Source organism: Lysinibacillus sp. GJ-1 (assembly GCF_021166035.1).
GTDB classification, from domain to species: Bacteria; Bacillota; Bacilli; order Bacillales_A; family Planococcaceae; genus Lysinibacillus; species Lysinibacillus sphaericus.
Window position 1 is genome coordinate 1,289,773 of record NZ_CP088912.1, and the last position, 23,131, is coordinate 1,312,903.

Genomic DNA, 23,131 nt, shown 5'->3' on the forward strand with positions numbered 1-23,131 from the left:
GAAAATGGTGACAGCATGACAAATAAACTATTTAACAGCTTAGAAGAAGCCGAAGATTTTCTTAAAGAGCAATTTGGAGACGGCGAATCATTTGACGTAGGTATTAAGCATTTATTTGTCAAAGATTTGCCGGTTCTTTGTGCATATATTAGCGGACTAGTAGATGGGGAAGCCCTGACGCAATTACTATCCAATATGTTACCTGAAGAAGACATTGATATTGATGATGAGCGAGAATATTTTGAAGCACATTTCAACTTTCATGGTCGTTCTGAAGAAACGGAACGTAAAGCCTATTTGCTTGCTATTTTAAGTGGGCAAGTAACCTTTATTACGAAAAGTGGATACTGCTATATTGCGGAGCTTCGAAATTATCCAGGGCGTTCACCAGAAGAGCCGGATAATGAAAAAGTAATTCGCGGTTCTAGGGATGGCTTTACAGAGGGGATTTCACAAAATACAGCTTTAGTTCGTCGACGCATTCGCAACAGTAATTTACGCTTCGAGCTACATAAAATATCCAAGCTCGGTCAAACCGATGTCGCAATTGCGTTTATGAAGGATATTGCTAATGAGGAAATGCTCGATAAATTGCGACAGCGTCTTGGTCAAATTAATCATGATGGTTTGACAATGGCTGATAAATCACTAGAGGAATGGCTGTTTAAGCAAAAGTTTCACCCAGTTCCATTTGTACGCTATACAGAACGTCCTGATATTGTCGCTGCTCATTTACTAGAGGGGCATGTAGCGATTATGGTGGATACTTCACCTTCCGTTATTTTAGTGCCCGTTACGATGTTCCATTTATTGCAGCATGCTGAAGAATATAGACAAGCACCTACTGTCGGGACCTTTGTGCGTTTTATGCGCTATTTCGGAACAATTATGGGGTTATTATTATTACCTTTATGGTATTTATTTGTAACGAATGAATCATTATTACCTGATTCGCTATCTTTTTTAGGTAGTCAGGATAAATCACATATTCCGATATTACTGCAAATTCTAATCGCCGATATTGGGATTGAATTTCTAAGGATGGCCGCCATCCATACCCCGACACCATTGTCTACTGCGATGGGTTTAGTAGCCGGGGTAATCATTGGGCAGATCGCCATTGATGTTGGTGTGTTCTCATCCGAAGTTGTATTGTATACAGCGGTAGGAGCCATCTTTACGTTTATTATTCCATCTTACGAGCTAGGTATTTCCATTAAGCTCTTCCGATTTGTTTTGCTCATTATGACAGGTATTTGGGGAGAAGATGGATTATTTATTGGATTGTTTTTATTATTTACCTATTTATGTTCATTACGTCCGCTACAAGCACCATATTTATGGCCGCTCGTTCCATTTTTCCCAACTGCGATGCTTCGCGTCATTATCCGCTTCCCTATGACGTCGGATGCACTAAGACCATATGTAGTCGCTTCCAAACAGAGAAAAAGATCATAGGAGCCGTTGCACTCACTTTTTTCATGTGATAAAGTTCACATATAGTATTTTGTGATTTTTGCAAAAATTATCTTTGCTAGTGAATGGTTATGTGTTTTTATCTTGTGACATGCCAATACCTGCTAAGATAAGACAATGTCTCGATGGAAATGTTTGAGTAAGGACTGACATACCACGAGGTACGCAAATGTCACAAAATGGAGACGTGAAAAGGGAGAGATGCAAATGCATTTATATGGAACACAAGCGATTTCTGAAGACGGACATTTAACAATAGGACAAGTAGATACATTAGAGCTTGCAAAAGAATATGGTACGCCATTATTTGTGTACGATACAGCGCTTATTCGTAAGCGAGCACGCGGCTTTATCGATACATTTAAAAAGCTAGGGGTAAAGGCTGAAGTAGCGTATGCTTCCAAAGCATTTGCATGTGTAGCGGTGTATCAATTAGCAGCAGAAGAAAACCTATCCTTGGATGTTGTCTCTGGAGGGGAGCTATTTACAGCATTAAAAGCAGGTTTCCCAACAGAGCGTATTCACTTCCATGGTAATAATAAAAGCATTGCAGAATTGGAGCTAGCCTTTGACTCAAAAATTGGCTGTATTGTTGTAGATAACTTCTATGAAATTCAACTTTTAAAAGAAATTGCTGAGCGCCGTCAACAAAAAATGCGTATTTTATTACGTGTCACACCAGGAGTTGAGGCACATACGCATGATTTTATTACGACAGGGCAAGCGGATTCTAAGTTTGGCTTTGACTTAAACAACGGTCAAGCCGATCAAGCATTTGAGCAAACTTTTAAACACGAATACTTACAGCTTTTAGGCTTACACTGCCATATTGGCTCTCAAATTTTCGATACAGCTGGCTTTGGCTTAGCAGGTGAAAAACTAATCGACAAGATTTCTGATTGGAACAAGACTCACGGTTTTACGTGTACTGTGTTAAACTTAGGTGGGGGCTTCGGTATTCGCTATACAGAAGAAGATGCACCGCTTGAGCCACAAGTGTATGTAGAGGACATGATTACTGTTGTGAAAAATAAAGCAACTGTACTTGGACTAACAATGCCAGAAATCTGGATTGAACCATACTGTTCACTTGTCGGTGATGCAGGAACATCACTTTATACTATCGGTTCTCAAAAAACAGTACCAGATGTACGTAATTACATTGCAGTTGATGGCGGAATGAGTGATAATATTCGTCCTGCATTATATGATGCAAAATACGAGGCAGTCATCGCTAGTAAAGCCAATGCACCAAAAGAAGCAACGTACACTGTAGCTGGAAAACTTTGTGAATCGGGCGATAAATTGATTATCGATGCAAAATTACAAGAGGCAGCTTCTGGTGATGTACTAGCAATCTTCTGTACAGGGGCATATGGCTACTCGATGGCAAGCAACTACAACCGTGTACCACGTCCAGCAGTGGTATTTGTAGAAAATGGACAGCATCAATTAGCGATTAAACGTGAAAGTTACGAAGATATTGTACAAAATGATCTCCCGCTAACGTTAAAAAAGGGTGAATAAATTTGAGGAAAAACAAATGGGTATTATTGGCATCTATGACGACATTTATTTTGTTGTGGGGCGTTGTCTATTGGGTGTTAGCGTCGCAAGGTATTCTCGGCCCTGGTTCGTAAGACAGAAAATTGGCTTGCGGTAATAGTACAAATCGTGTAGGATAGTCAAAGATTATGTACAGCTAGAAAAAGAGGGAATAGACAAATATGTTAATTCGATATAAAAAAGCTTTCGAGAAAATAGCAATGGGGCTACTCTCGTTTATGCCTAACGAAAAAGACATAAAAAAGCTCACAGAGACAATCCAATCCTATGAAAATGATGATAATTGGGTATTATACTTATGGAAAAAGAACGATGAATACGTTGGTATCGTCGGGCTTGTAACAGACAATCACACAGCAACAATTCAGCACGTTTCTGTAGTTCCTTCTTACAGAGGAGAAGGCGTAGCAAAGGAAATGCTACAAGAAGTGGCAGAACTTGGCCAATACGAACAATTGCGTGCAACGGATGAAACGCGTGAATTTGTTAGCAAATGTATACAATGTAATGAAGAAAAAGCAGACGAAAGTTAACGTCTGCTTTTTCTTTGTTTGCTTTCTTGTCGTTCAGCAAGAATATGTGAGCGATCACGTAGCATATGTTTATGAAGAAGATAGTTAGGGTTGCTTTCCGGTAAAAGCTGTATGCGAGCTGTTACTAAATTTTGTAAAGTAGGTGTCAGCGGTAATTGAAAAGCTTGAAAGGACTTGCCCATTTGAATATGGCTAAGTGTTTCGGTTAATTGTAATAGTAGTTTTGTGTAGTCGATTTCGTTAAAAAACACATGGCCTTTATTGACTTGAAAATTAGTGAGTGCTTTATGTAAGATTTTGAAAGCACCAGTTGCGTTGCCACGACGCCAATGATATAATCCTGTCGCTAGTTGAACATAGCCAACAAGAGGATGCTTTTTATTGCCGGGCGCAATGTCTTTCCAATATTCCTCAAGCACTTCATGGCATTCAAAAAAATCCCCATTGCCATTGAAATAGGCACAGTAATCAATAAATAAAGTATGGTGCTGTGGATGCATTTTGAACTCCTTTCCACTATACTAAAAGAACATTGAATATCAGGGTGGTAAAATAATGTCTTATGAAGTAAAGTTAGAAGCCTTTTCAGGTCCTCTGGATCTATTATTGCATTTAATTCACAGATTGGAAATTGATATCTATGATATTCCAATGGCTGAAATTACACAACAATATATTGATCATATCCATGCGATGCAGGTGCTTGAATTAAATGAGGCGAGTGAGTATTTAGTGATGGCGGCAACACTTTTGGCTATTAAGAGCCGAATGCTATTACCAATACATGAAGGAGAGCTAGAAGATGCGGAAATCGAAATCGATGGCCCTGACCCTCGTGAAGAACTGGTACAACGTTTAATAGAGTATAAAAAATATAAAGAAGCGGCAAGTAATCTACAAGAGCTTGAAACAGATAGAGCACAGGTATTTACAAGACCACCTTCAGATTTATCGGAATTAGCACCTGATGAACAGATGGCGTTATTCGATATGAACGTCAATATTTATGATATGCTTGGCGCCTTCCAGAAGCTGATGCGCCGAAAAAAATTAAAGAAGCCATTGAAAACAACTGTCACGAGGCAGGAGCGCTCAGTAAAGGAGCAAATGCGTTCTGTTGTGAATTCTTTACGTTTAACAGGTGGACGTGCATCATTTTTCGAGCTTTTTCCTTATGAAGATAAACCAACACTTATTTTAACGTTTCTGTCACTGCTTGAACTGATGAAACGTCAAATTGTCATTGTAGAGCAAGATGGTAATTTTGAAGAACTAACGGTCACATTACAGAAGGAGGAATGGGATGATGACGAAGACAATAATCCTACAGAGTAGAATTGAAGCTTTATTATTTGTTGTAGGAGATGATGGCTTAACGATTAAGCAATTAGCACAGCTACTTGGTGAAGCAGAAGAAGTAGTTGCGCCCGCAATGGAGGCACTGCGTGTAGCATTTGACGAAGATGATACTAGAGGAATTACAATAAAGGAAATCGCAGGTGTTTACCAGTTAATTACAAAACCACAATTAGCAGATACGATTCAAAAATTAGTAGAAAATCCAACAGCGCAATCATTGTCTCAGGCTTCTTTAGAAGTGTTGGCCATTGTGGCGTATAAACAGCCCATTACACGGGTAGCCATCGAAGATTTACGTGGTGTCAAATGTGAACGACCACTGCAAACGCTCGCTTCAAGAGGGCTAGTGAAAGAAGTAGGACGTTCTGAGGGGACAGGTCGTGCGATTTTATATGGCACAACGAAGGAGTTCTTAAACTACTTCGGATTAAATAGTATTGAAGAAATGCCTCCATTACCTGAGGAGGACAATGGTGAAGCAGAACAAGAAACAGATTTATTTATGACTAAATTCCAAGAAACGTTTAATGGCGTTAAGTAATCAAAAGAAAAGTACTATGTGCTTTCCTTTTAATTTTCATAGTTCTACTTATCTATCACTTAAAATAAGGAGTGGCTTGTTGCTACGGTTACGACGATTAATGGTGTTCATGATAGCTGTGGGAATCTTAACTATCCCACAAAATGGTTTAGCAAGAGGCGGAAGTGGGTATGTCGTGCTTGACGGTGAGACAGGTCGAGTATTATCAGGTTCTAATAGCGATGCGAGGCTCCCCATTGCGAGCTTAACAAAAATTTGGACAGCTCTCGTCGCGATTGAAAATAGTGATCTTCAAGATGAAGTCATTATTTCTCCTAAAGCTGCAATGGCTGAAGGCTCCTCCATTTATTTGCAAGCGGGCGAGACGGTGACGGTTGAAACGTTATTATATGGTTTAATGTTACGGTCAGGTAATGATGCTGCGACAGCATTAGCAGAGCATGCAGGCGGTTCGGTAGAAGGCTTTGTCAAATTAATGAATGAAAGAGCTGTGATTGCGGGACTTACCAATACAGTTTTTATGAACCCGTCAGGTTTGCATCACGACGAGCATTTGTCTTCTGCAAGAGATACAGCTGAAATGCTAAGAATCGCACTTCAAAACAAAACCTTTGAGAAAATTGCATCTACCGTCCTTTATCGTGCCAATACAGTAAACGGTATCCTATGGGAAAATAAGCATCGTCTATTGCGGGAAGGTTCGGGTGTCGCAGTTGAAGTAGATGATGAGACGGAGCAACCTGTAAGCTCATTAAAATCGGCAACGGGAACAGCTTTTGCAGGAAAGACTGGTTTTACAAAGGTAGCAGGACGAACGTTAGCAACCGCTTTTCAAAAAGACGGGCAAACATGTATAGTTGTGACGTTAAATGAATCGGATGATTGGAATGTTCACAGAGGCTTAGCGAATGAAGTATGGCAAAACTATAATATGGAGACGGTTGTGAAAAAGGGAAAATATAATGTCAATGATAAATTGGCTATCCGATTAGAGCAACCAATTCAATTGCAATTAAATAAAGAGGAAAAAAAGATTGCAAGGCAAGTACTGCAAATTTCTAGAAAAAGAAAGGAAGCAGTATTGTCGATTTTTCTAGGGGAAGAGCGAATTTATGCTATACCCGTTAAAGTAGAATCAGCGGATCGTTAAAAGCGATGCGCTGATTTTTATTTATGCTATATATTCTAGATGTAAAAAAGAATTTTATATTTATCGTAATTAGTGTAAAATTATGTTAGTCGAATTGTAAAAGCATGGTGGCAAGGAGGGACAATTATGGCTACTACTAAAGTGAATCGAAAGCACAATCAAATAGCAGTCATTATTGTTTTATTTTTATCAAGTTTTATCGCTCCGTTTATTTTGCTATTTCCCATTCAAGAGCTACTTTATCGACCGAACGACTATTACCTTTTCGAGACTACTTTTAAAGCGTATATTATATTAATGATTGCTTTAATTGGCATGGCGACGGTTCTTTTGGTAAATATAATCATTGTCCCAAAAACAAAAAAGGGTAGAAATATACAACGGGCGATTGTCGGCACATCTTGGTTGCTCGTCCTTTTATTTTTATTTTTATGTATTAATCATTATCAAATAATGGATGAAAAAGGGCTCCATATGAATGCATTTTTTAGTGTGCAAGAAGATTTGACAAGCTGGGAAGAAATCATTAAAGCAGAACAAACAAACGTGCAAAAAGATGGTGTGACGAAACCAGATAAGTTGATTTTTACGTTGCATGACGGCTCGACAATTGAACAATCTTTAACAGCTAAGTTAGTAAAGGCAAAACCATTTATCAATCTTGAATTAAGTAAAAATGGCGTTACCATAGAAAATGTATATCAATAAAAAAAGCTACCTAAAAGGGTAGCTTTTTTTAGGGTGCCAGACACCGAAACAAATATGAATGTTCAGAATTTTTTGGGTGTCAGGCACCTTTTTTTAAAATTTGGTGGTTTGGTCTATATTAGAAATAAATCGAAAAATAGCTAGGTTATTTTATGTAGTGCTAAGACAATTAAATGAGAAACTAGCAAATAATACACTATTTAGAATAATCGTATTACTAGTGCGGAATGAGTTTCTCTTTTATATTGCACAAAAGTATGACATAATTTTCACAGATTGACGGGAAAAATAACCTTCAAAAGGTTACATTTTTAACTAGAGGTGAAACAATGGAAAGATTACAAAAAGTGATTGCATATGCAGGTGTCGCTTCAAGGCGTAAAGCTGAGCAATTGATTGTAGAAGGTAAAGTAAAGGTAAACGGCGTTGTTGTACGTGAACTTGGAACGAAGGTATCCAACTCGGATACAATTGAAGTAGAAGGTGTAAAACTTGAGAAAGAAGATAAAGTTTACTACTTACTATATAAACCACGTGGAACAATTTCGGCAGTAACGGATGATAAAGGACGCAAAACTGTCACAGATTTATTTAAACATATTCCGCAACGTATTTTCCCTGTTGGTCGTCTAGATTATGATACATCTGGATTATTATTACTGACAAATGATGGAGAGTTTTCCTATATGTTAACGCATCCAAAATTTAAAATTGACAAAACATACATTGCACGTGTTAAAGGTATACCAACAATTGAGGGCTTAAAAAAGCTACAACGTGGTATTCAATTAGAAGATGGCAAAACAGCACCAGCAAAAGTAAGTATGACTTCCTTTGATGAGCAGGCGGGCAAGGCGATTTGTGAAATTACAATTCATGAAGGGCGAAATCGTCAAGTACGTCGTATGTTTGAGGCAATCGGTACACCGGTTGTCAAACTAAAGCGTGAACGTTTTGCATTTTTAGATTTATATGGTCTAACACCAGGAGAATATCGTGAATTGTCGAAACATGAAGTCAAGCAACTGCGCGTGTTAGCTGAAACTGGGCAAATCGGCTAAACGAATAACAACATGGAAAATGTATATACCGCTATACGTATGGTGGGTTTTTCACTTTCCTCGTGTGAAAACGTTCATAAATCATTCATAATTAATAACTAAGCGAATTTGTATCATTTTGCTATAATAGGTGAGAATAGTACACCTGTTTTAATTTTATCCAGCAGGCGCGTAAACAAAGTAAGTCTCGGGGGAGAGATAACAGATATTTCTTAAGTGGAAGTGAAATATCGACAAATACCCTCGAGGCGTATTTGAGTAGGGGGTTTATTAACTTGGAGAAAAAGAAAAAACGTCTCGTAACCCGCACTATTATTTTAGCCATCTTAGCGATCGCAATTGGGTATACCGTATACGGGACAGCGACAAAGGAAAAGGTAGAGTTAGTAGCTGTTGGCTCTGAAGCACCGAACTTCACGTTAGTAGATTTAAATGGCGAGAAACACAAACTGTCTGATTATAGAGGACAGGGGGTATTTTTGAATTTCTGGGGAACTTGGTGTAAACCATGTGAGAAGGAAATGCCTGCAATGAATAGCCAATACCAAGTTTTCAAGGATTTAGGTGTACAGACATTGGCTGTCAACATTGCACAAACGGATTTAGAAGTACAAAATTTTGTTGATAAGTAAGGCCTGACATTTCCTGTTGTAATTGACAAAACAAAAAGTGTAATGACTGCTTACAATGTTGGAAATTTACCTGCAACAGTTTTAATTGATCCGGACGGTAAGGTAGTGAAGATTACTACTGGAGAAATGACGGAGGCGACAATCGCTTCTTACATGGAATTAATAAAGCCAAAATGAGGGGTAATAGACGATGGAGAATATTATTTGTGCTTGTGGACATAGTAATCCGTTTGGCACGAAGCTCTGTGAGAAATGCGGTCGTCCTTTAACCGAAGAAGAAAAGCAAAATAAAGTTGTCGACATGCGGTATGATGGTACGGCTATTCGCTCAAAAACGTACAACAAATCAATTGTCGACAAAATTTGGAATTTTTTCTCAAGTGTTAAAGTAGGGATAGCATTAATTATTATTACATTAATAGCAGCTTCAATCGGAACGTTACTACCACAAGAGTTTTACGTAAAAGCTTCTGACATGGAAAAGGGAGCCTATTACGAGGATGTTTATGGTTTTGTGGGGAAAATCTATTATACATTAGGGCTGTCTGATTTATATAGCTCTTGGTGGTTCCAAATTTTAGTTGGAATGCTTGCGGTATCCATTATTGTTGCCAGTCTTGACCGTGGTATACCACTTTATAAATCATTGAAAAATCAACGTGTTAAGCGTCATGAAAGTTTTTAAAGCGCCAACGTATTGTTGCAGAAGGACAGGTAACAGCAAGTCCTGAAGAGACGCTTAGTAAAGTTGAAAAGAAAATGACTGAGATGAAATACATTGTTCGTCGAGACGGCAGTGCTTTGTTAGCAGAAAAATGCCGCTTCTCTCGTTACGGTCCGTACATAAATCATATAGGCCTCATTATCTTTTTAACTGGGGTAATGTTGCGTTTAGTTCCTGGTTTCTATGTCGATGAATCGATATGGGTACGTGAAGGTGAAACACGTGCAATTACTGGCATGGACGGTTATTTTATTGAAAATCGAGACTTTATTTTAGAAACACATGATAATACACCACAAGGTGAACAGCTAAAGCAAGGTGTTAACGTCGTTGCGAAAAACTTCCAAACGGATATTACGTTATATAAGCAACCTGAAGACGCTATTGCTGGTGATACGGAAAATCTAGAAAAGGTGAGAGATTATTCAATTCGAGTGAATCATCCTTTAAAAGAAGCAGGCTATGCACTATATCAAATGGATTATCGCTTAAATGAATTGAAGCAAATGAATTTCCAATTAGTAAATAAATCAACGGAGCAATCACTTGGTAAAGTAGGAATTGATTTAACAAACCCTAAAAAAGAATACGATTTAGGAAATGGTGTATCTGTTAAATTACTTGTTTACACACCAGACTTCTCTGGATTTGAAAATGGTGTACCGCAAACAGCGACGTCAGTTCCTAATAATCCAGCATTTCTATTTAAAATGACGACACCAGAAACACCAGAGGGTGAAACTAGCTTCGTTGCGATTAAACAAACATTAGAGCCACTAGGTGAAAACCAGTACAAAATGAAGTTTGAAAGTGTGGAAACACGCGATATGTCTGGTTTTACAATACGTAAAGACCGCACAATCCCAATTTTATTTGTTGGTGGTATTATTTTCATGATCGGCGTTGCAATCGGTTCATATTGGAACCACCGTCGACTTTGGTTACAAGTAGAACCAGATGGCCGTGTGCTGATGGCTGCTCATGTCAATAAAAATATGTTCAGCATGAAAAAAGATTTAGATGCCGTGACTGCATTTGCTGGTCTACCGCAATATAAGGATCAGTTAGAGCCGTCTGAAGAAGGCGAAGAGTCCACAAATCGTGGCAATACTAAAAAGGAAGGTGACAACACCTTATGAGTTTGATTGACTTAAGTGGAAATCTATTATTTGTTGCATTCTTAGCCTATCTAGTAGCTACTTTACTATTTGGCGGCGCCATTAAACAATCCAATGCTTCTGGCAAAAACACAGATAAATGGGGTAAAATGGCAATTGTCGTAACAATTATAGGTTTCCTTTCGCAAATTGGTTATTTTATTACACGTTGGGTTCACACAGGTCACGCACCTGTTAGTAATATGTTTGAATTTACGACTGCTTTCGGGATGTTTATTGTTGGTGCATTTATTTTAATTTACTTTATTTATCGCCTAACAGCGCTTGGTTTAGTGGCGTTACCTGTAGCGTTATTAATCATTGCCTATGCATCGATGTTCCCGACAGAAGTAAGTCCATTAGTACCGTCATTGCAAAGTCATTGGTTAACAATTCACGTTATTACGGCTGCAATGGGGCAATCGATTTTAGCGATTAGTGCAGTTGCAGGTTTAATTTATTTATTAAAAGTTGTAGATTTAAACAAACCTTCAAAGCAACGTTTCTGGCTTGAAGCAGTTATGTACTGCTTAGTCGTTGTGCTTGGCTTTGTTATTGTGTCATCTACATTTAGTGCGATGGATTATGAATCGAAATACACGTATATCGATAAAGAAGGTATGTCTCGCCAAATTACTTATAATTTGCCACCTATTTTTGGGATGAATGAGTATGAGGTAGTAGAGGAACATGGTATGTCTCCATTAGTAGAAATGCCTGCACTGATTAATGCGAAAAAATTAACAACGGTCGTGTGGTCATTATTAATAGGCTCATTACTATACTTATTCATTCGCCTTATTGCACGTCGTCGCATAAGCGCGATATTCCAACCGCTTGTTAAACGTGTAAATCTACAATTACTGGATGAAGTCGGTTATCGTTCTGTTATTATTGGTTTCCCAGTATTTACTTTAGGTGCACTCATTTTTGCGATGATTTGGGCACAACTTGCATGGAGTCGTTTCTGGGGTTGGGACCCGAAAGAAGTATGTACTCTGATTACATGGTTATTCTATGCAGCATTCCTACATCTACGTTTATCTAAGGGCTGGGAAGGTGAAAAATCTGCTTGGTTAGCATTAATTGGCTTTGGTATTATATTATTTAACCTTATTGCCGTTAACTTAATTCTTGCAGGTTTACACTCCTACGCGTAACAGGGGAACGAAAAGCCTTTTCGCTGCTGCGAAAGGGCTTTCTTTTCTTTTCAAGTCGTAGCGTACCATGTACAATAGAAGGGTAGAGAAAGATCGGAAGAGAGGGATCGTGAAAGTGTCAGAAAATATTTCAGTATTAGTAGTAGACGACGAGGATCGTATTCGACGCTTATTAAAAATGTATTTGGAGCGCGAAGGGTATCAAGTTGACGAAGCAGAGAATGGTGAAGAAGCGATCGAAAAATCTTTAGAAAAAGAGTACCACTGTATTTTACTAGATATTATGATGCCTGAAAAAGATGGGCTTGAGGTATGTGCAGAAATTCGCGAAAGAGCTGCAACGCCAATTATTTTATTAACTGCAAAAGGCGAGGAAGCAAACCGTGTACAAGGCTTCGAGCTTGGAGCAGATGATTATATTGTAAAGCCATTTAGTCCTCGTGAGGTGGTTCTACGCGTAAAAGCTATTTTACGTCGTTCACAAGCATTTTCACCTACGACAAATGCATCGTCATCAAAAGATTTAGTTGTATTCCAACATTTGATGATTGACCATGATGCGCACCGTGTAACAGCGGAAGGCATCGAAGTGAATTTAACACCAAAAGAGTATGAATTATTGTACTTCCTTGCAAAATCTCCAGACAAAGTATTTGACCGTGAACAATTACTAAAAGAGGTTTGGCATTATGATTTCTTTGGAGACCTACGAACAGTCGATACCCATGTGAAGCGTCTACGTGAGAAGCTGAATCGTGTATCAGAGAACGCAGCGAAAATGATTGTCACTGTTTGGGGCGTTGGCTACAAATTTGAGGTTGTCAATGAATAGAATATGGAACAGTGTTGTCGGGAAGCTATGGGTAACCATATTGCTTCTCGTTTCATTTGTATTATTTGTTTTCACGGTTTTAATGCTCGAATTTCTTCAAAACTATCATATGCAGCAAGCAGAGATTTCGCTGCGTCAAACGGCTGCAACAATAGCGAGTATAGTGGATGACAATGAGACGGCAGAATCGACTTCGCAACTCCTGACAGATATTTTACCTGAGGGTACAAATGCACTTATCGCCATAAATCATTTAGAAGTCTCATTTGCGCTGCAAGAAGGCGTCAACAAGAAAGAAATTCAAGATGAAATTTTAGCGAATAAATCCTTCCATGAAATTTTCCAATCAGATGAACCCATTATAAAGGAAATGATGATGCCATCTTCAACAGATCAAGGAAAAATGGAATCCTATGTCGTGCTAGGGTTTCCACTAAATGTGGAAAATGAAGTGCATGGCGCTGTATTTATTTACCAAAGTCCAGATGCGTTACATAAAACATCGAAAGAGACGACCAAAATTGTCTTTTTAGCGGCATTTATTGCGTTTGTGTTAACGACATTTTTTGCATTTTTCTTATCATCCCGTATTACATCCCCATTACGTAAAATGCGTGAGCTAGCTTTTGAAATTGCAAAAGGGAATTTCGAGGCAAAAATGCCGACAACGCAAAATGATGAAATCGGCCAGCTAGCTGTTGCGTTCAATCAAATGGGGCGTCAGCTAAAGCATAACTTAGAAGTAATTAATCAAGAAAATGAGCAATTGTCCAATATTTTAACATCCATGACAGATGCCGTTATAACGTTTAACCGTGATCGAACAATTTTACTGAGCAACCCGCCAGCGGAACGTTTAATGCAAAAATGGTTTGTTAATAAAGGCTCGCAAAGCGCAAAGCCTATTCCACCTGAACTCTATCATATGCTCGATCATGTACTAATGTTTGAAGATAAGTTAGAAGAAGAAATAGAAATGGATGGAAATTATTATACATTTACGATTAGCCCGCTCTATAGTGGGGAATTAATTCGTGGAGCAGTTGCTGTAATCCGTGATATGACAGAGCAGCATCGTTTAGAAAAGCTACGTTCTGATTTTATTGCCAATGTATCACATGAACTACGTACACCGATTTCCATGCTACAAGGCTATTCTGAGGCATTAATGGATGATGATTTTATTCAAGATCAAGAAGAACGTAATGAAATCACGAAAATTATTTATGATGAATCGAAGCGTATGGGACGTTTAGTAACCGATTTATTGGATTTAGCGCGAATGGAATCAGGACATATGACACTGTACAAAGATGAAGTACCGATTAATTCCACATTTGAACGTATTACGCAAAAATTTGCTCAAGTGGCAAAAGAAAAACACGTGCAACTTTTATTTAATAGTGAGTTTGATAATGATGCCCGCATCAGTATGGATGAGGATCGTATCGAACAAGTGTTAACAAATTTAGTAGATAATGCACTGCGTCATACAGACGAAGGTTCTGTCATTGTCAAGATAGAGCAAGAGCCAACCTTTGCCAAAATATCTGTTCAGGATACAGGACATGGGATTCCACAGGAAGATTTACCATATGTCTTTGAACGTTTTTATAAAGCGGATAAAGCACGGACACGTTCTAAAGGCGGAACGGGTTTAGGGCTTGCAATTGCTCGAAATATTGTCAAGGCACACTCTGGCAATATTATGGTCGATAGTGTGTTAAAAGAGGGCACAACTTTTACTTTCTATTTACCATTCGAATAAGTTCATGAAGAAGTCCTTGTAGCTGGTGCCATCTGACAATGCTCTTTCATGCTTCCACGGGTCATTGGTATAGTTAGAACTAGCTGAACTAGTTGGCAACAATACCAATACCTGTTAGAGGCTATACGTCGGCTTGTGCTCGGGTTTAGACACATAGCAAAATTAAGACCAAAATATTATTTAAATGTAACTTGTGCGAGTGTTAGACGACAAATACTATGAGAACGGGGGTGGAGTGCTTTGAATGACTCCGTGTTCCATCGACTATACGATGCATACCATCAAGACGTGTTCCAGTTTCTTATTTATCTAGTAAAAAATCGCACACTTGCTGAGGACCTTGCACATGAGGTTTATGTCCGTGTGCTGCGATCTTATGAACAATTTGCAGGGAATAGCAGTGAAAAAACTTGGCTTTTTGCTATTGCTAAAAATGTCGCAATTGATCATTTTCGAAAGCAGGCTGTGCGCCAAAAACATTCACTCGATTTTTTTGACTGGGAAACGGAACAATTACATTCAACCACACCATCACCGGAAGATGTGCTATAGGCCAGTGATGAATTAAAGCAGATAGAGTTTGCACTTGAAAATTGTACAGGGGATCAAAAAATGGTTATTATTATGCGCTATTTCCAAGATTTGTCGATTACTGAAACTGCGCAAATACTTGATTGGACAGAGGCAAAGGTTAAAACGACGCAACATCGAGCCATTAAGTTTTTAAGGCAACATCTACAACAGGTTAGGGAACAGGAGGCGAAAAGGCAATGACGCATAAACAATTTGACGATGAACAACTTGAACAAATGTTGAACAATGCCCCGAAGCTTACTGACCACCGCTCGAAAGACGAAGTGTTAAAAAGATTGCTTGCTGATGCACGTTTACAAGACAACATACATCTTCAAGAGGCGATACAACCAGTAGCTGAGGCAAAAGAACAACAAGCGCAATCATTGCCTGCTCAAGAAAATACTAAACCTATAAAAAGACGCAAGAGTAGGTGGCCTATTTTAAGTAGTGTTGCTGCAATTTTTGTCCTATCACTAGCAGGGTACATCTATGTATCGAACAATTCTTCCGTAAAGGATGAAGCAAACGCCCCAATCGAAAATTATTCTTCTGTGCAGGAGGATCGGTCGGTCACAGAAAGTGAAAATGCAGATGCAGATAGTGTAATGAAAGCGAATATTGGTGCTGAGCATGCTCGTATCCTATCGTTGCGGACATCTGTTTACGAAGATGATTTAGTCGATGCAGTCGTTTTCAGAATTGGATTACCTGGTGGTAAGGCTGATAGCATACCAATGACCTATATTATTCCGAACAAAAAAATAACTGCTGATTTTGGTAAGAAGAAGCCAACAACTTTACAAATGTATGAAAAATACGCACCTCAAATTGATGAAGAAGCAATGGGTTTAACAGACTATCATCCGTACAAAGGTGAGTTAAAAGAAGAAGGTAAAACGCTTGTGCACGTATTACCAGAAGAAAATGATTATGATGTAGCTTCGGCTTCTGTCACGAAATATTTAAACTCGTTAAAAGATACTTTTTCCGAGTCCGAATATAAAGCCATTGCCATTAAACAGGCAGATGGTTCTGATTACGAGTTTTCGCAAGCAGAAGAGCCGAGTGAGCCTATAGCGCTAACAAAAGATAATCATTACAATTATTATTTATATACAGAGGGAAACGGGACTGAATATTTATCGCCTGATTTCCATCAAACGTATCCTACTGTGACAGAGGCTCTACTGGCGATGCGAGACAAAAAGGATGATGTTTATGTGCCAGTTGTTCCGGAAAATGTCACATACACTGTAAAAGAAGAAGATGGGGTTGTGGTCACATTTGACGCACCACTTGATTTAACGACAATGGATGCCGTACGGGCAACACAATTAATCGAGGCGATGATGTTGACTGCGTCAAGCTTTGATAAAAAGATACGTTTAGATAACATTGTCCAGGAAAGTTGGGAAGGCTTTGATTTAACAAAGTTTTTACCCATGCCTGTAGGTGCCAATAAACAAATGATGCCATAATATAGAAAACAGCTATCAGATAGTAGATAGCTGTTTTTTTTAATGGAAATACCGCGGGTAAAGCACCTTGATTCGCGGGTAAATGATAATAAATCGCGGGTAAGTGACTTTGTTCCGCGGATAAGCTACTCCATTATTTCTCACAAAGTGCTTGATTTATTAAACCATACAAATTTAATCGGATTATTTTAAGCAGAAGTATTTACTTTTATGTGATAAAACATTATAGTTAGTTTATAAAATAATATTGATTCATCTTCGGGGCAGGGTGAAAATCCCGACCGGCGGTAATAGAGTTGTAAATCGCTAGTGTAGTAGTAAGCTACAGTAGCTCGCATGATTTACTAGATGGCTCTTCAGCCCGCGACCTGTGCAAAGATTTTTTTGCATGGCTGACTTGGTGTAATTCCAAGGCCGACAGTATAGTCTGGATGGGAGAAGATGGAGGTACGATCGTCATTCGTTGTTACGAATTAAGCTATGTGCGAACGTTTTTTTAGTGTGTCTTTAAATGCACGCTATGCACAAAAAATAGCTAGTAATGGCGTTATTTACTCATGCCTTTTCTCCCTTATGCTGATTTGCATAAGGGTTTTTTCGTGAAAAACAATCGATTACGTCGTAACCTTTCTTCTTGCAAGATTGAATCAGCAAAGAGGAGAGAGTTTTCAATGAAGAAAAATGTCAAACTGCAATCGTTTATTACGATTGGTATGCTGAGTAGTATTTCGTTTTTATTAATGTTATTTAATTTCCCGATTCCACCGTTCCCAGCCTTTTTGGAAGTGGATTTCAGTGATATGCCTGCCTTACTTGCAGCCATCACGATGTAGCAGGTATTTTAGTAGAGCTATTTAAAAATGTTTTAGATTGGATTTTCTCTGGTACGCCAACAGGAGTGCCAGTTGGTCATATTGCAAACTTTGTAACAGGCATATTATTTATTTTGCCAGTATCATTTATTTTTAACCGTTTTAAAACGATTGGAGGTCTTGTTGGAGGATTAGCAACAGGAACGATTGTGATGGCGGTTGGCATGAGCTTGTTAAATATCGCAGTATTTTTACCGATGTACACTTATTTCTTAGGTATGGAGCCAGTCGATGGCGATTCATTATACACAATGATTGTTGCAGGCATTTTACCATTTAATATCGTGAAAGGTGTGTTATTAACGGCGATTATGGCATTGTTATTCACAACGATGCGCAAATGGATCAACCAACAACGCACAATGTATTTATCGAAATAAGCGTAAAAAAGTATGATTTAGGATAGTGTTCAAGTAATGACACCTTTTTAGACTGTTATGTCTAGGAGGTGTTTTTTTGTTGCTTAAATTTGCAATTTCAGATTTACTTTCCAAAAAAGAACTACAAAATTTAAGTAGAAATACATTAAAAGGTTATGCAATATCGACTCACATGGAAGAATATCGAAAGAAAGTACCAGCAAACCATATTGACTTTTTACAGGTGAATTTAGTATGAGGGAAGTAAAAGTTATTATCCGAGGTCATTAGGTTAAAATAACAAAAAAATTATGAGGGGAATGAAAAAATGTATGATATTTACCATTGGTTTAGGTATTGAAGCTGTTATTGGGATAATTGTCAACGCAATAACTTGAAGCGAATTGCTACTTAAATTAGTCAAGTTTAGATAATAAATTTGCTCAATCTCCCGCAAATTTCGACAATACCTTTGATTTTTGTGGGAGATTTCTTTTAAATAAGTATACTACTTTATTCGCATCTCGGAGGTGCCAGGTCAGTTATATGCTTTATTCGATTACAGGCGTACAGTTCTAATGAAAATATCATATCTTCTATTAATCCAAAGAAAAAACAATTGCTCTACCACTAAAACTGCTAAAGAACCTGTCTTCAAATACTATACTATTTGTTTCTCCCCAAAGAGATGGATCTCTAAAACAAATTAGTCTTCCTTTAGAGGTATGAATTCGACTACATACTACTACCAAATGTCCCCCTCTGCTTCCGTTTTTAGGGAACTTTGGAGCTATAGAACATATTACTAGGCCCTTTGTTACAAGCAAGTTTTCAAGTTGTTTACCGCTTTTAACAACTATAGGGTTACCCTTCACCCCATACATTTCTCCTAAATCGGCTAAACCTTGGTGTAACCATCCCTTCGAAATATAATACTTTCTTTTTAAACCTTCTTTAAGTAATTCTAATTGGGTTGGTATAGGTATTTTATAATGAGATATAACCATTCGTAAACACGCCAACCCACAACATCTATCGCTCCAATAGTCATGACTTCTTTCTTCAATAAGTAATCCCTTTGGCCAGTCATTCATACAAAACTTTTGACTATAACGAGGTATATAAAGAGAATAATTCATTAAATTATTTTCACAATCGTTATTATGTGATTGAATGTTTAGTTCCATATTTTATTCACGTCCAATAATTTTCTTGTTATATCTCAAATAAATTAAAAGATATTACTAGCGTTACATTAAATTAACTATACTTTAAAGAAAAAAAATATTCAATCATTTTATTATGTATAAAAAAGGTCCTTTATAATGGATAAAATCAGGTGGTAACCTGTCCAAATCCACTAATAAAGGACCAAAATTATGGTTAAGTTTATACGAAAAACTCCATCTGGACAATGGTTTTCAAGGATAAATCTTCAATTAAGAATAAAACAAAAAACACTCCTAGAAAACTGTTAATGAGCGTATGAAGGTGTGATGCCATAAGATTCTAGACATCATAGTAAATCAACGCTTGTATATGAAGTTAATGTCATAACTTTGTGTTACATTTCTTCTGTTTAATTATAATATTCGCTTAAATTCGACGCTAAAGACTAAAACGTTATATGTTAGGAAATGTATCTATTTAAATTTACTTTTATACTATAATCTTTTTATCAGTACTGATATTTCATACAAATTTTTACATTCTTGAATAGAATAATTAAGATGCGATTTGTTACGAAATTTAAAGAACCCGTTTTCAAAATTTAGATATAATAAATTCTAAATGAAATGTGGTAGTAATTGTTTTAAAAGGGAATAACTATATAGTGAAAATGTCATTAAATTTTATTGTAAGTGAAGTGAAAGGAGGAGATTTATGAATAATTTTATCAAGGGAGCTATTTATGCAGTTCTTTCGAGCATAGGATATGGGATTATGCCAATTTTTACAGTTAAAGCCTATGAATATGGTGTGACAGTGTATACTTTACTTTTTTTAAGATTCGGATTAAGTTCTATCATCTTTTTCCTTTTCTTCCTTGTGAAAGGTACAAATATAAGAATCGGTAAACATGAGGTGAAAAATCTTTTTATACTAGGTGGTATACTATTCACACTTTTATCTATTTTCCATTTTGAATCATTAAAATATATATCATCATCTATGGCAGTCTTGCTCTTATATTGTTTTCCTTTACTAGTTTGTATCATCTCTTATTTTTTATATAAAGAAAAATTAAGTATAGGATCAATACTAGCTTTAGTAGCAACTTTCATTAGCATGATTTATTTACTGGGAGTTTCATTAGATAAAATGAATGTCTATGGAATAGTCTTATCCCTTCTTGCAGCTTTGATCTTTGCAATATATATGATTGTGGGGAAAAGAGTAACTATTAATAATTCACCAGTAATAATAAGTGCCTATACAGCACTATTTGCAACTTTTGGCGTTTTCATAATTGGTGTAGTGAAGCAAGATATCTCTTTAAATTTTAATAACCAAGCATGGATACACATTATTAGTATTGTGATTTTTTCAACTATTTTTGCTGAAATTACATTTTTTAAGTCGCTGGAATTGTTGAGTTCTTCTAACGTTTCGATGATTAGCATGGTAGAACCTGTATTTACTACTTTATTTGCTCTTGTTTTTTTAAATGAACGATTACAATTTTCACAACTTACTGGAGGAATGTTCGTTTTAATTAGTTTAGTCGTTTTAGTTTATTCTCAAAATAAGAGCATAAAAAAACCAGCAATAAATCGGACTCTAATTCAAAACGAACATATATAAATCAAAAGCGACTGCAACTCCATCATCTTTTAGTGATGATGATACAAAACCCATGATTAAAAGGAGAGATATAAATGAACACATTAGAGTTAGATACAAAGGAAAGTTATTGGAGTGCTGCTTTAAAAGATTTTGAACTTAAATCAAAAGTAACTTTAGGTACTTTTAAAAATAATGGATTTAAGTTGGTCAACGATACATTTTTTTTAGATAAAAAAATTATGCAATCACTTTCACAATTTGCTGATACTTATAATGTCAATGTAAATTCTATTTTATATTCAGCCTGGGGATTATTACTTCACAACTATAATGATACAGATTATGTTGTATTTGGTACAAATACAACAGAAGGTAAAGTGCTACCGTTTTGTGTTAAAACTGATTTTGATATTACATCTATAAAATATATTAGACAAATTGAGAATGAATTAGAATTGATAAAATTATACAAAAATGTAACAGAAGAAGAAATTTTTTCTTATAATCAACTGGGTTTAAAAAGTGGTTTATTTGGTTCAATATTTTCGAGTGGTGAATCAAAAGTGGTTTTGTCAGAATATTTAGAAGAAAATGAGATTGAGATGTGTTTTGAAATAGATTTTTCGTTAAAATGTAGTATTTCCTACAACGATAATTTATTTGATAATTACGCAATATCGAAATTGAAAGAACATTTTTTTAATTTAGTATCTGAACTTACCTTAAATTCACATACTAAATTAGAGGATATTGCTATTCTTTCAAAAAAAGAAAAAAATCAAGTATTGTATGAATTTAATAATAAATCGATTAATTATGATATTACTAAAACTGTCGATGACTTTTTTGAAATGCAGGTTAAAAAAAATCCCAATAAAGTAGCTTTAATTTGTAAGGATAAAAGTTTTACATACGATGAACTTAATAAGAAATCCAATCAATTAGCTTTTTTACTACGTCAAAAAGGCGTTAAACCAGAAAAATTAGTAGGATTAGTAGTAGATCGATCCGAAGATTTAATTATTGGTATATTGGCGATTCTTAAAGCTGGTGGAGCTTATCTTCCTGTCGATCCAGCTTACCCATTACAACGTATTAATTATATGTATGAACAAGCGGAAATTGATTTACTATTAACACATAGTCATTTAAATATAGATTTGTCATTTCCTTGTGAAAAAATATATCTAGATAATTATCCTTTAAATCAATATCCAACTGACAATTTAGATAGATTACATAATGCAGAAAATCTAATCTATACGTTATATACTTCTGGTTCAACAGGGCAACCAAAAGGAGTTACTGTTGAGCATAGAAATGTTGTAGGATACTATCATAGTTTTATAGATGAATTTAAATTAACTGAAAATGATATTATGTTGCAGCAATCAACAGTATCATTTGATATTTCTGTAGAAGAAATTTTTCCTATTTTACTAACTGGCGGAACTTTGGTTATAGCATGTAAAGATGAAGTAGCCTCTATAGAAAAGCTTTTAATTGTAATGAGAAATAATAAAGTTACCATGATTAGCGGATTCCCTTTATTATTGAATGAATTAAACAAATATCCTCCTGTAGAATCGGTTCACACAATGATTAGTGGTGGAGACGTACTAAGAAAAGAATATATAAACAATTTAATTGATAAAGTTAAGATATATAATACTTATGGTCCGTCAGAGACAACTGTTTGTATCTCGTATTATGAAGTAACAAGTGAGAGAATACAAAGTGGCATTCCAACCGGTAAACCTATCGCTAACTATAAAGTATATATTTTAGATAAAAATCGAAAACCAGTTCCTATTGGAGTTCCAGGAGAAGTGTGTATTTCAGGTGTTGGTGTTTCCCGCGGATATTTGAATCGCCCTGATTTAACAAGTGAGCGCTTTGTAAAAAATCCATTCATACCGAATGAAAAAATGTATATTTCTGGAGATTTAGCAAGGTGGTCACCAGATGGGAATATTGAGTTTTTAGGTAGGATTGATAATCAAATAAAAATTTGTGGACGAAGAACTGAACCAGGTGAAGTGGAAGAAAAACTTCTAGAGCATCCAAATGTTACAGAAGCGTGTGTTATAGCTAGAGAAAACAAAGATAAAAATAAATATTTAACTGCTTATATAGTAATAAATGAAACTATTTCTGCTACAGATTTGAAAGAATATTTATATAAATTTTTACCAGACTTTATGGTACCATCCTATTATGTTGTATTAGATAAATTACCAATAAATATAAATGGAAAAATTGATAAAAATAATTTAGCTATTATTCTAAATTAAATTTACTTATTTATCTAGAGTAAGTCAGAAATATAAAATAGCGCACCTTTATGGCAGGCACAACGAATGGCCAGCTATCCGAAATTTTTTCGGCTAGC

At 36.4% G+C, this 23,131-nt stretch carries 17 protein-coding genes, 4 pseudogenes and 1 riboswitch; of the genes and pseudogenes, 19 read left to right on the forward strand and 2 right to left on the reverse strand.

What is annotated here, in order from left to right:
- The first annotated feature begins 15 nt into the window (after nucleotides 1–15).
- The 3 genes from LO754_RS05945 to LO754_RS05955 all read left to right on the forward strand — a co-directional run bounded on the left by LO754_RS05945 (nucleotide 16) and on the right by LO754_RS05955 (nucleotide 3,575).
- On the forward strand, nucleotides 16–1,458 hold the full coding sequence (locus tag LO754_RS05945) for a spore germination protein (RefSeq protein WP_024361500.1): 1,443 nt from the start codon (nucleotides 16–18) through the stop codon (nucleotides 1,456–1,458).
- A gap of 225 nt (nucleotides 1,459–1,683) precedes the next feature.
- Entirely contained in the window at nucleotides 1,684–3,003 is a 1,320-nt protein-coding gene (gene lysA / locus LO754_RS05950) for a diaminopimelate decarboxylase (RefSeq protein WP_231785781.1), read from the forward strand.
- A gap of 200 nt (nucleotides 3,004–3,203) precedes the next feature.
- Nucleotides 3,204–3,575 carry a GNAT family N-acetyltransferase gene (locus LO754_RS05955; RefSeq protein ID WP_024361498.1) on the forward strand — a complete coding sequence of 124 codons (372 nt, stop codon included), beginning with the start codon at nucleotides 3,204–3,206 and terminating at the stop codon, nucleotides 3,573–3,575.
- On the opposite strand, the gene LO754_RS05960 is transcribed toward LO754_RS05955, so the two are convergent.
- Nucleotides 3,572–4,075 (reverse strand): DUF309 domain-containing protein, encoded by a 504-nt coding sequence (locus LO754_RS05960; protein ID WP_024361497.1) that lies wholly within the window; start codon nucleotides 4,073–4,075, stop codon nucleotides 3,572–3,574. The two genes, LO754_RS05955 and LO754_RS05960, sit on opposite strands and share 4 nt — an antisense overlap.
- 55 nt (nucleotides 4,076–4,130) lie before the next feature.
- Here LO754_RS05960 and LO754_RS05965 point away from each other — a divergent pair, with 55 nt between their 5' ends.
- The 14 genes and pseudogenes from LO754_RS05965 (at nucleotide 4,131) to LO754_RS06030 (ending at nucleotide 18,211) form a co-directional block, all read left to right on the forward strand.
- Nucleotides 4,131–4,910 carry a segregation/condensation protein A gene (locus LO754_RS05965; protein ID WP_024361496.1) on the forward strand — a complete coding sequence of 260 codons (780 nt, stop codon included), beginning with the start codon at nucleotides 4,131–4,133 and terminating at the stop codon, nucleotides 4,908–4,910.
- Complete coding sequence (gene scpB, locus LO754_RS05970) at nucleotides 4,882–5,475, forward strand: SMC-Scp complex subunit ScpB (RefSeq protein ID WP_024361495.1); 594 nt, start codon at nucleotides 4,882–4,884, stop codon at nucleotides 5,473–5,475. The genes LO754_RS05965 and scpB overlap by 29 nt, the downstream gene beginning before the upstream one ends.
- 79 nt (nucleotides 5,476–5,554) lie before the next feature.
- On the forward strand, nucleotides 5,555–6,625 hold the full coding sequence (locus tag LO754_RS05975) for a D-alanyl-D-alanine carboxypeptidase family protein (protein ID WP_024361494.1): 1,071 nt from the start codon (nucleotides 5,555–5,557) through the stop codon (nucleotides 6,623–6,625).
- A gap of 126 nt (nucleotides 6,626–6,751) precedes the next feature.
- Nucleotides 6,752–7,333: a hypothetical protein gene (locus tag LO754_RS05980; RefSeq protein ID WP_025218906.1), complete on the forward strand. Its 582-nt coding sequence runs from the start codon at nucleotides 6,752–6,754 to the stop codon at nucleotides 7,331–7,333.
- 329 nt (nucleotides 7,334–7,662) lie between these two features.
- Nucleotides 7,663–8,394, forward strand: coding sequence for a pseudouridine synthase (locus LO754_RS05985; protein ID WP_025218907.1), 732 nt, complete (start codon nucleotides 7,663–7,665; stop codon nucleotides 8,392–8,394).
- A 275-nt stretch (nucleotides 8,395–8,669) separates the two neighbouring features.
- Nucleotides 8,670–9,203: pseudogene (gene resA / locus LO754_RS05990) on the forward strand (thiol-disulfide oxidoreductase ResA).
- Nucleotides 9,204–9,216: 13 nt separating this feature from the next.
- Nucleotides 9,217–10,889: pseudogene (resB, locus tag LO754_RS05995) on the forward strand (cytochrome c biogenesis protein ResB).
- On the forward strand, nucleotides 10,886–12,067 hold the full coding sequence (gene ccsB / locus LO754_RS06000; RefSeq protein WP_305068881.1) for a c-type cytochrome biogenesis protein CcsB: 1,182 nt from the start codon (nucleotides 10,886–10,888) through the stop codon (nucleotides 12,065–12,067). The pseudogene resB and the gene ccsB overlap by 4 nt, the downstream one beginning before the upstream one ends.
- A 115-nt stretch (nucleotides 12,068–12,182) precedes the next feature.
- Complete coding sequence (locus LO754_RS06005) at nucleotides 12,183–12,899, forward strand: response regulator transcription factor (RefSeq protein ID WP_024361488.1); 717 nt, start codon at nucleotides 12,183–12,185, stop codon at nucleotides 12,897–12,899.
- A complete protein-coding gene (locus tag LO754_RS06010) occupies nucleotides 12,892–14,667 on the forward strand; it encodes an ATP-binding protein (RefSeq protein WP_024361487.1) in 1,776 nt (591 codons plus the stop codon). The genes LO754_RS06005 and LO754_RS06010 overlap by 8 nt, the downstream gene beginning before the upstream one ends.
- 240 nt (nucleotides 14,668–14,907) lie before the next feature.
- A pseudogene (gene sigX / locus LO754_RS06015) lies at nucleotides 14,908–15,441 on the forward strand (RNA polymerase sigma factor SigX).
- Nucleotides 15,438–16,721, forward strand: a complete 1,284-nt coding sequence (locus tag LO754_RS06020) for an RNA polymerase subunit sigma (protein WP_231785782.1) — start codon at nucleotides 15,438–15,440, stop codon at nucleotides 16,719–16,721. Before sigX ends, LO754_RS06020 begins: the two are co-directional and overlap by 4 nt.
- Before the next feature lie 250 nt (nucleotides 16,722–16,971).
- A riboswitch (FMN riboswitch) is annotated at nucleotides 16,972–17,168 on the forward strand.
- Nucleotides 17,169–17,392: 224 nt separating this feature from the next.
- Nucleotides 17,393–17,973: pseudogene (locus tag LO754_RS06025) on the forward strand (ECF transporter S component).
- A 76-nt stretch (nucleotides 17,974–18,049) separates the two neighbouring features.
- Entirely contained in the window at nucleotides 18,050–18,211 is a 162-nt protein-coding gene (locus LO754_RS06030) for a hypothetical protein (protein WP_167492671.1), read from the forward strand.
- A gap of 340 nt (nucleotides 18,212–18,551) precedes the next feature.
- Here the strand turns inward: LO754_RS06030 and LO754_RS06035 are convergent, their stop codons facing one another.
- Nucleotides 18,552–19,139 (reverse strand): C39 family peptidase, encoded by a 588-nt coding sequence (locus tag LO754_RS06035; protein ID WP_231785783.1) that lies wholly within the window; start codon nucleotides 19,137–19,139, stop codon nucleotides 18,552–18,554.
- Nucleotides 19,140–19,836: 697 nt separating this feature from the next.
- On the opposite strand from LO754_RS06035, the gene LO754_RS06040 reads away from it, so the two are divergent.
- Both LO754_RS06040 and LO754_RS06045 read left to right on the forward strand, forming a co-directional pair.
- The gene (locus tag LO754_RS06040; RefSeq protein ID WP_024361482.1) at nucleotides 19,837–20,757 is read left to right on the forward strand and encodes a DMT family transporter; all 921 of its coding nucleotides are present in this window, start codon (nucleotides 19,837–19,839) and stop codon (nucleotides 20,755–20,757) included.
- A gap of 74 nt (nucleotides 20,758–20,831) precedes the next feature.
- Nucleotides 20,832–23,033 (forward strand): amino acid adenylation domain-containing protein, encoded by a 2,202-nt coding sequence (locus LO754_RS06045; RefSeq protein ID WP_231785784.1) that lies wholly within the window; start codon nucleotides 20,832–20,834, stop codon nucleotides 23,031–23,033.
- Nucleotides 23,034–23,131: the final 98 nt, after the last annotated feature.

Coding starts and splice junctions, on each gene's coding strand:
- LO754_RS05945 (WP_024361500.1), top strand. CDS start 16: ATGACAAATAAACTATTTAACAGCTTAGAAGAAGCCGAAGATTTTCTT.
- lysA (WP_231785781.1), top strand. CDS start 1,684: ATGCATTTATATGGAACACAAGCGATTTCTGAAGACGGACATTTAACA.
- LO754_RS05955 (WP_024361498.1), top strand. CDS start 3,204: ATGTTAATTCGATATAAAAAAGCTTTCGAGAAAATAGCAATGGGGCTA.
- LO754_RS05960 (WP_024361497.1), bottom strand. CDS start 4,075: ATGCATCCACAGCACCATACTTTATTTATTGATTACTGTGCCTATTTC.
- LO754_RS05965 (WP_024361496.1), top strand. CDS start 4,131: ATGTCTTATGAAGTAAAGTTAGAAGCCTTTTCAGGTCCTCTGGATCTA.
- scpB (WP_024361495.1), top strand. CDS start 4,882: ATGACGAAGACAATAATCCTACAGAGTAGAATTGAAGCTTTATTATTT.
- LO754_RS05980 (WP_025218906.1), top strand. CDS start 6,752: ATGGCTACTACTAAAGTGAATCGAAAGCACAATCAAATAGCAGTCATT.
- LO754_RS05985 (WP_025218907.1), top strand. CDS start 7,663: ATGGAAAGATTACAAAAAGTGATTGCATATGCAGGTGTCGCTTCAAGG.
- ccsB (WP_305068881.1), top strand. CDS start 10,886: ATGAGTTTGATTGACTTAAGTGGAAATCTATTATTTGTTGCATTCTTA.
- LO754_RS06010 (WP_024361487.1), top strand. CDS start 12,892: ATGAATAGAATATGGAACAGTGTTGTCGGGAAGCTATGGGTAACCATA.
- LO754_RS06020 (WP_231785782.1), top strand. CDS start 15,438: ATGACGCATAAACAATTTGACGATGAACAACTTGAACAAATGTTGAAC.
- LO754_RS06035 (WP_231785783.1), bottom strand. CDS start 19,139: ATGGAACTAAACATTCAATCACATAATAACGATTGTGAAAATAATTTA.
- LO754_RS06040 (WP_024361482.1), top strand. CDS start 19,837: ATGAATAATTTTATCAAGGGAGCTATTTATGCAGTTCTTTCGAGCATA.
- LO754_RS06045 (WP_231785784.1), top strand. CDS start 20,832: ATGAACACATTAGAGTTAGATACAAAGGAAAGTTATTGGAGTGCTGCT.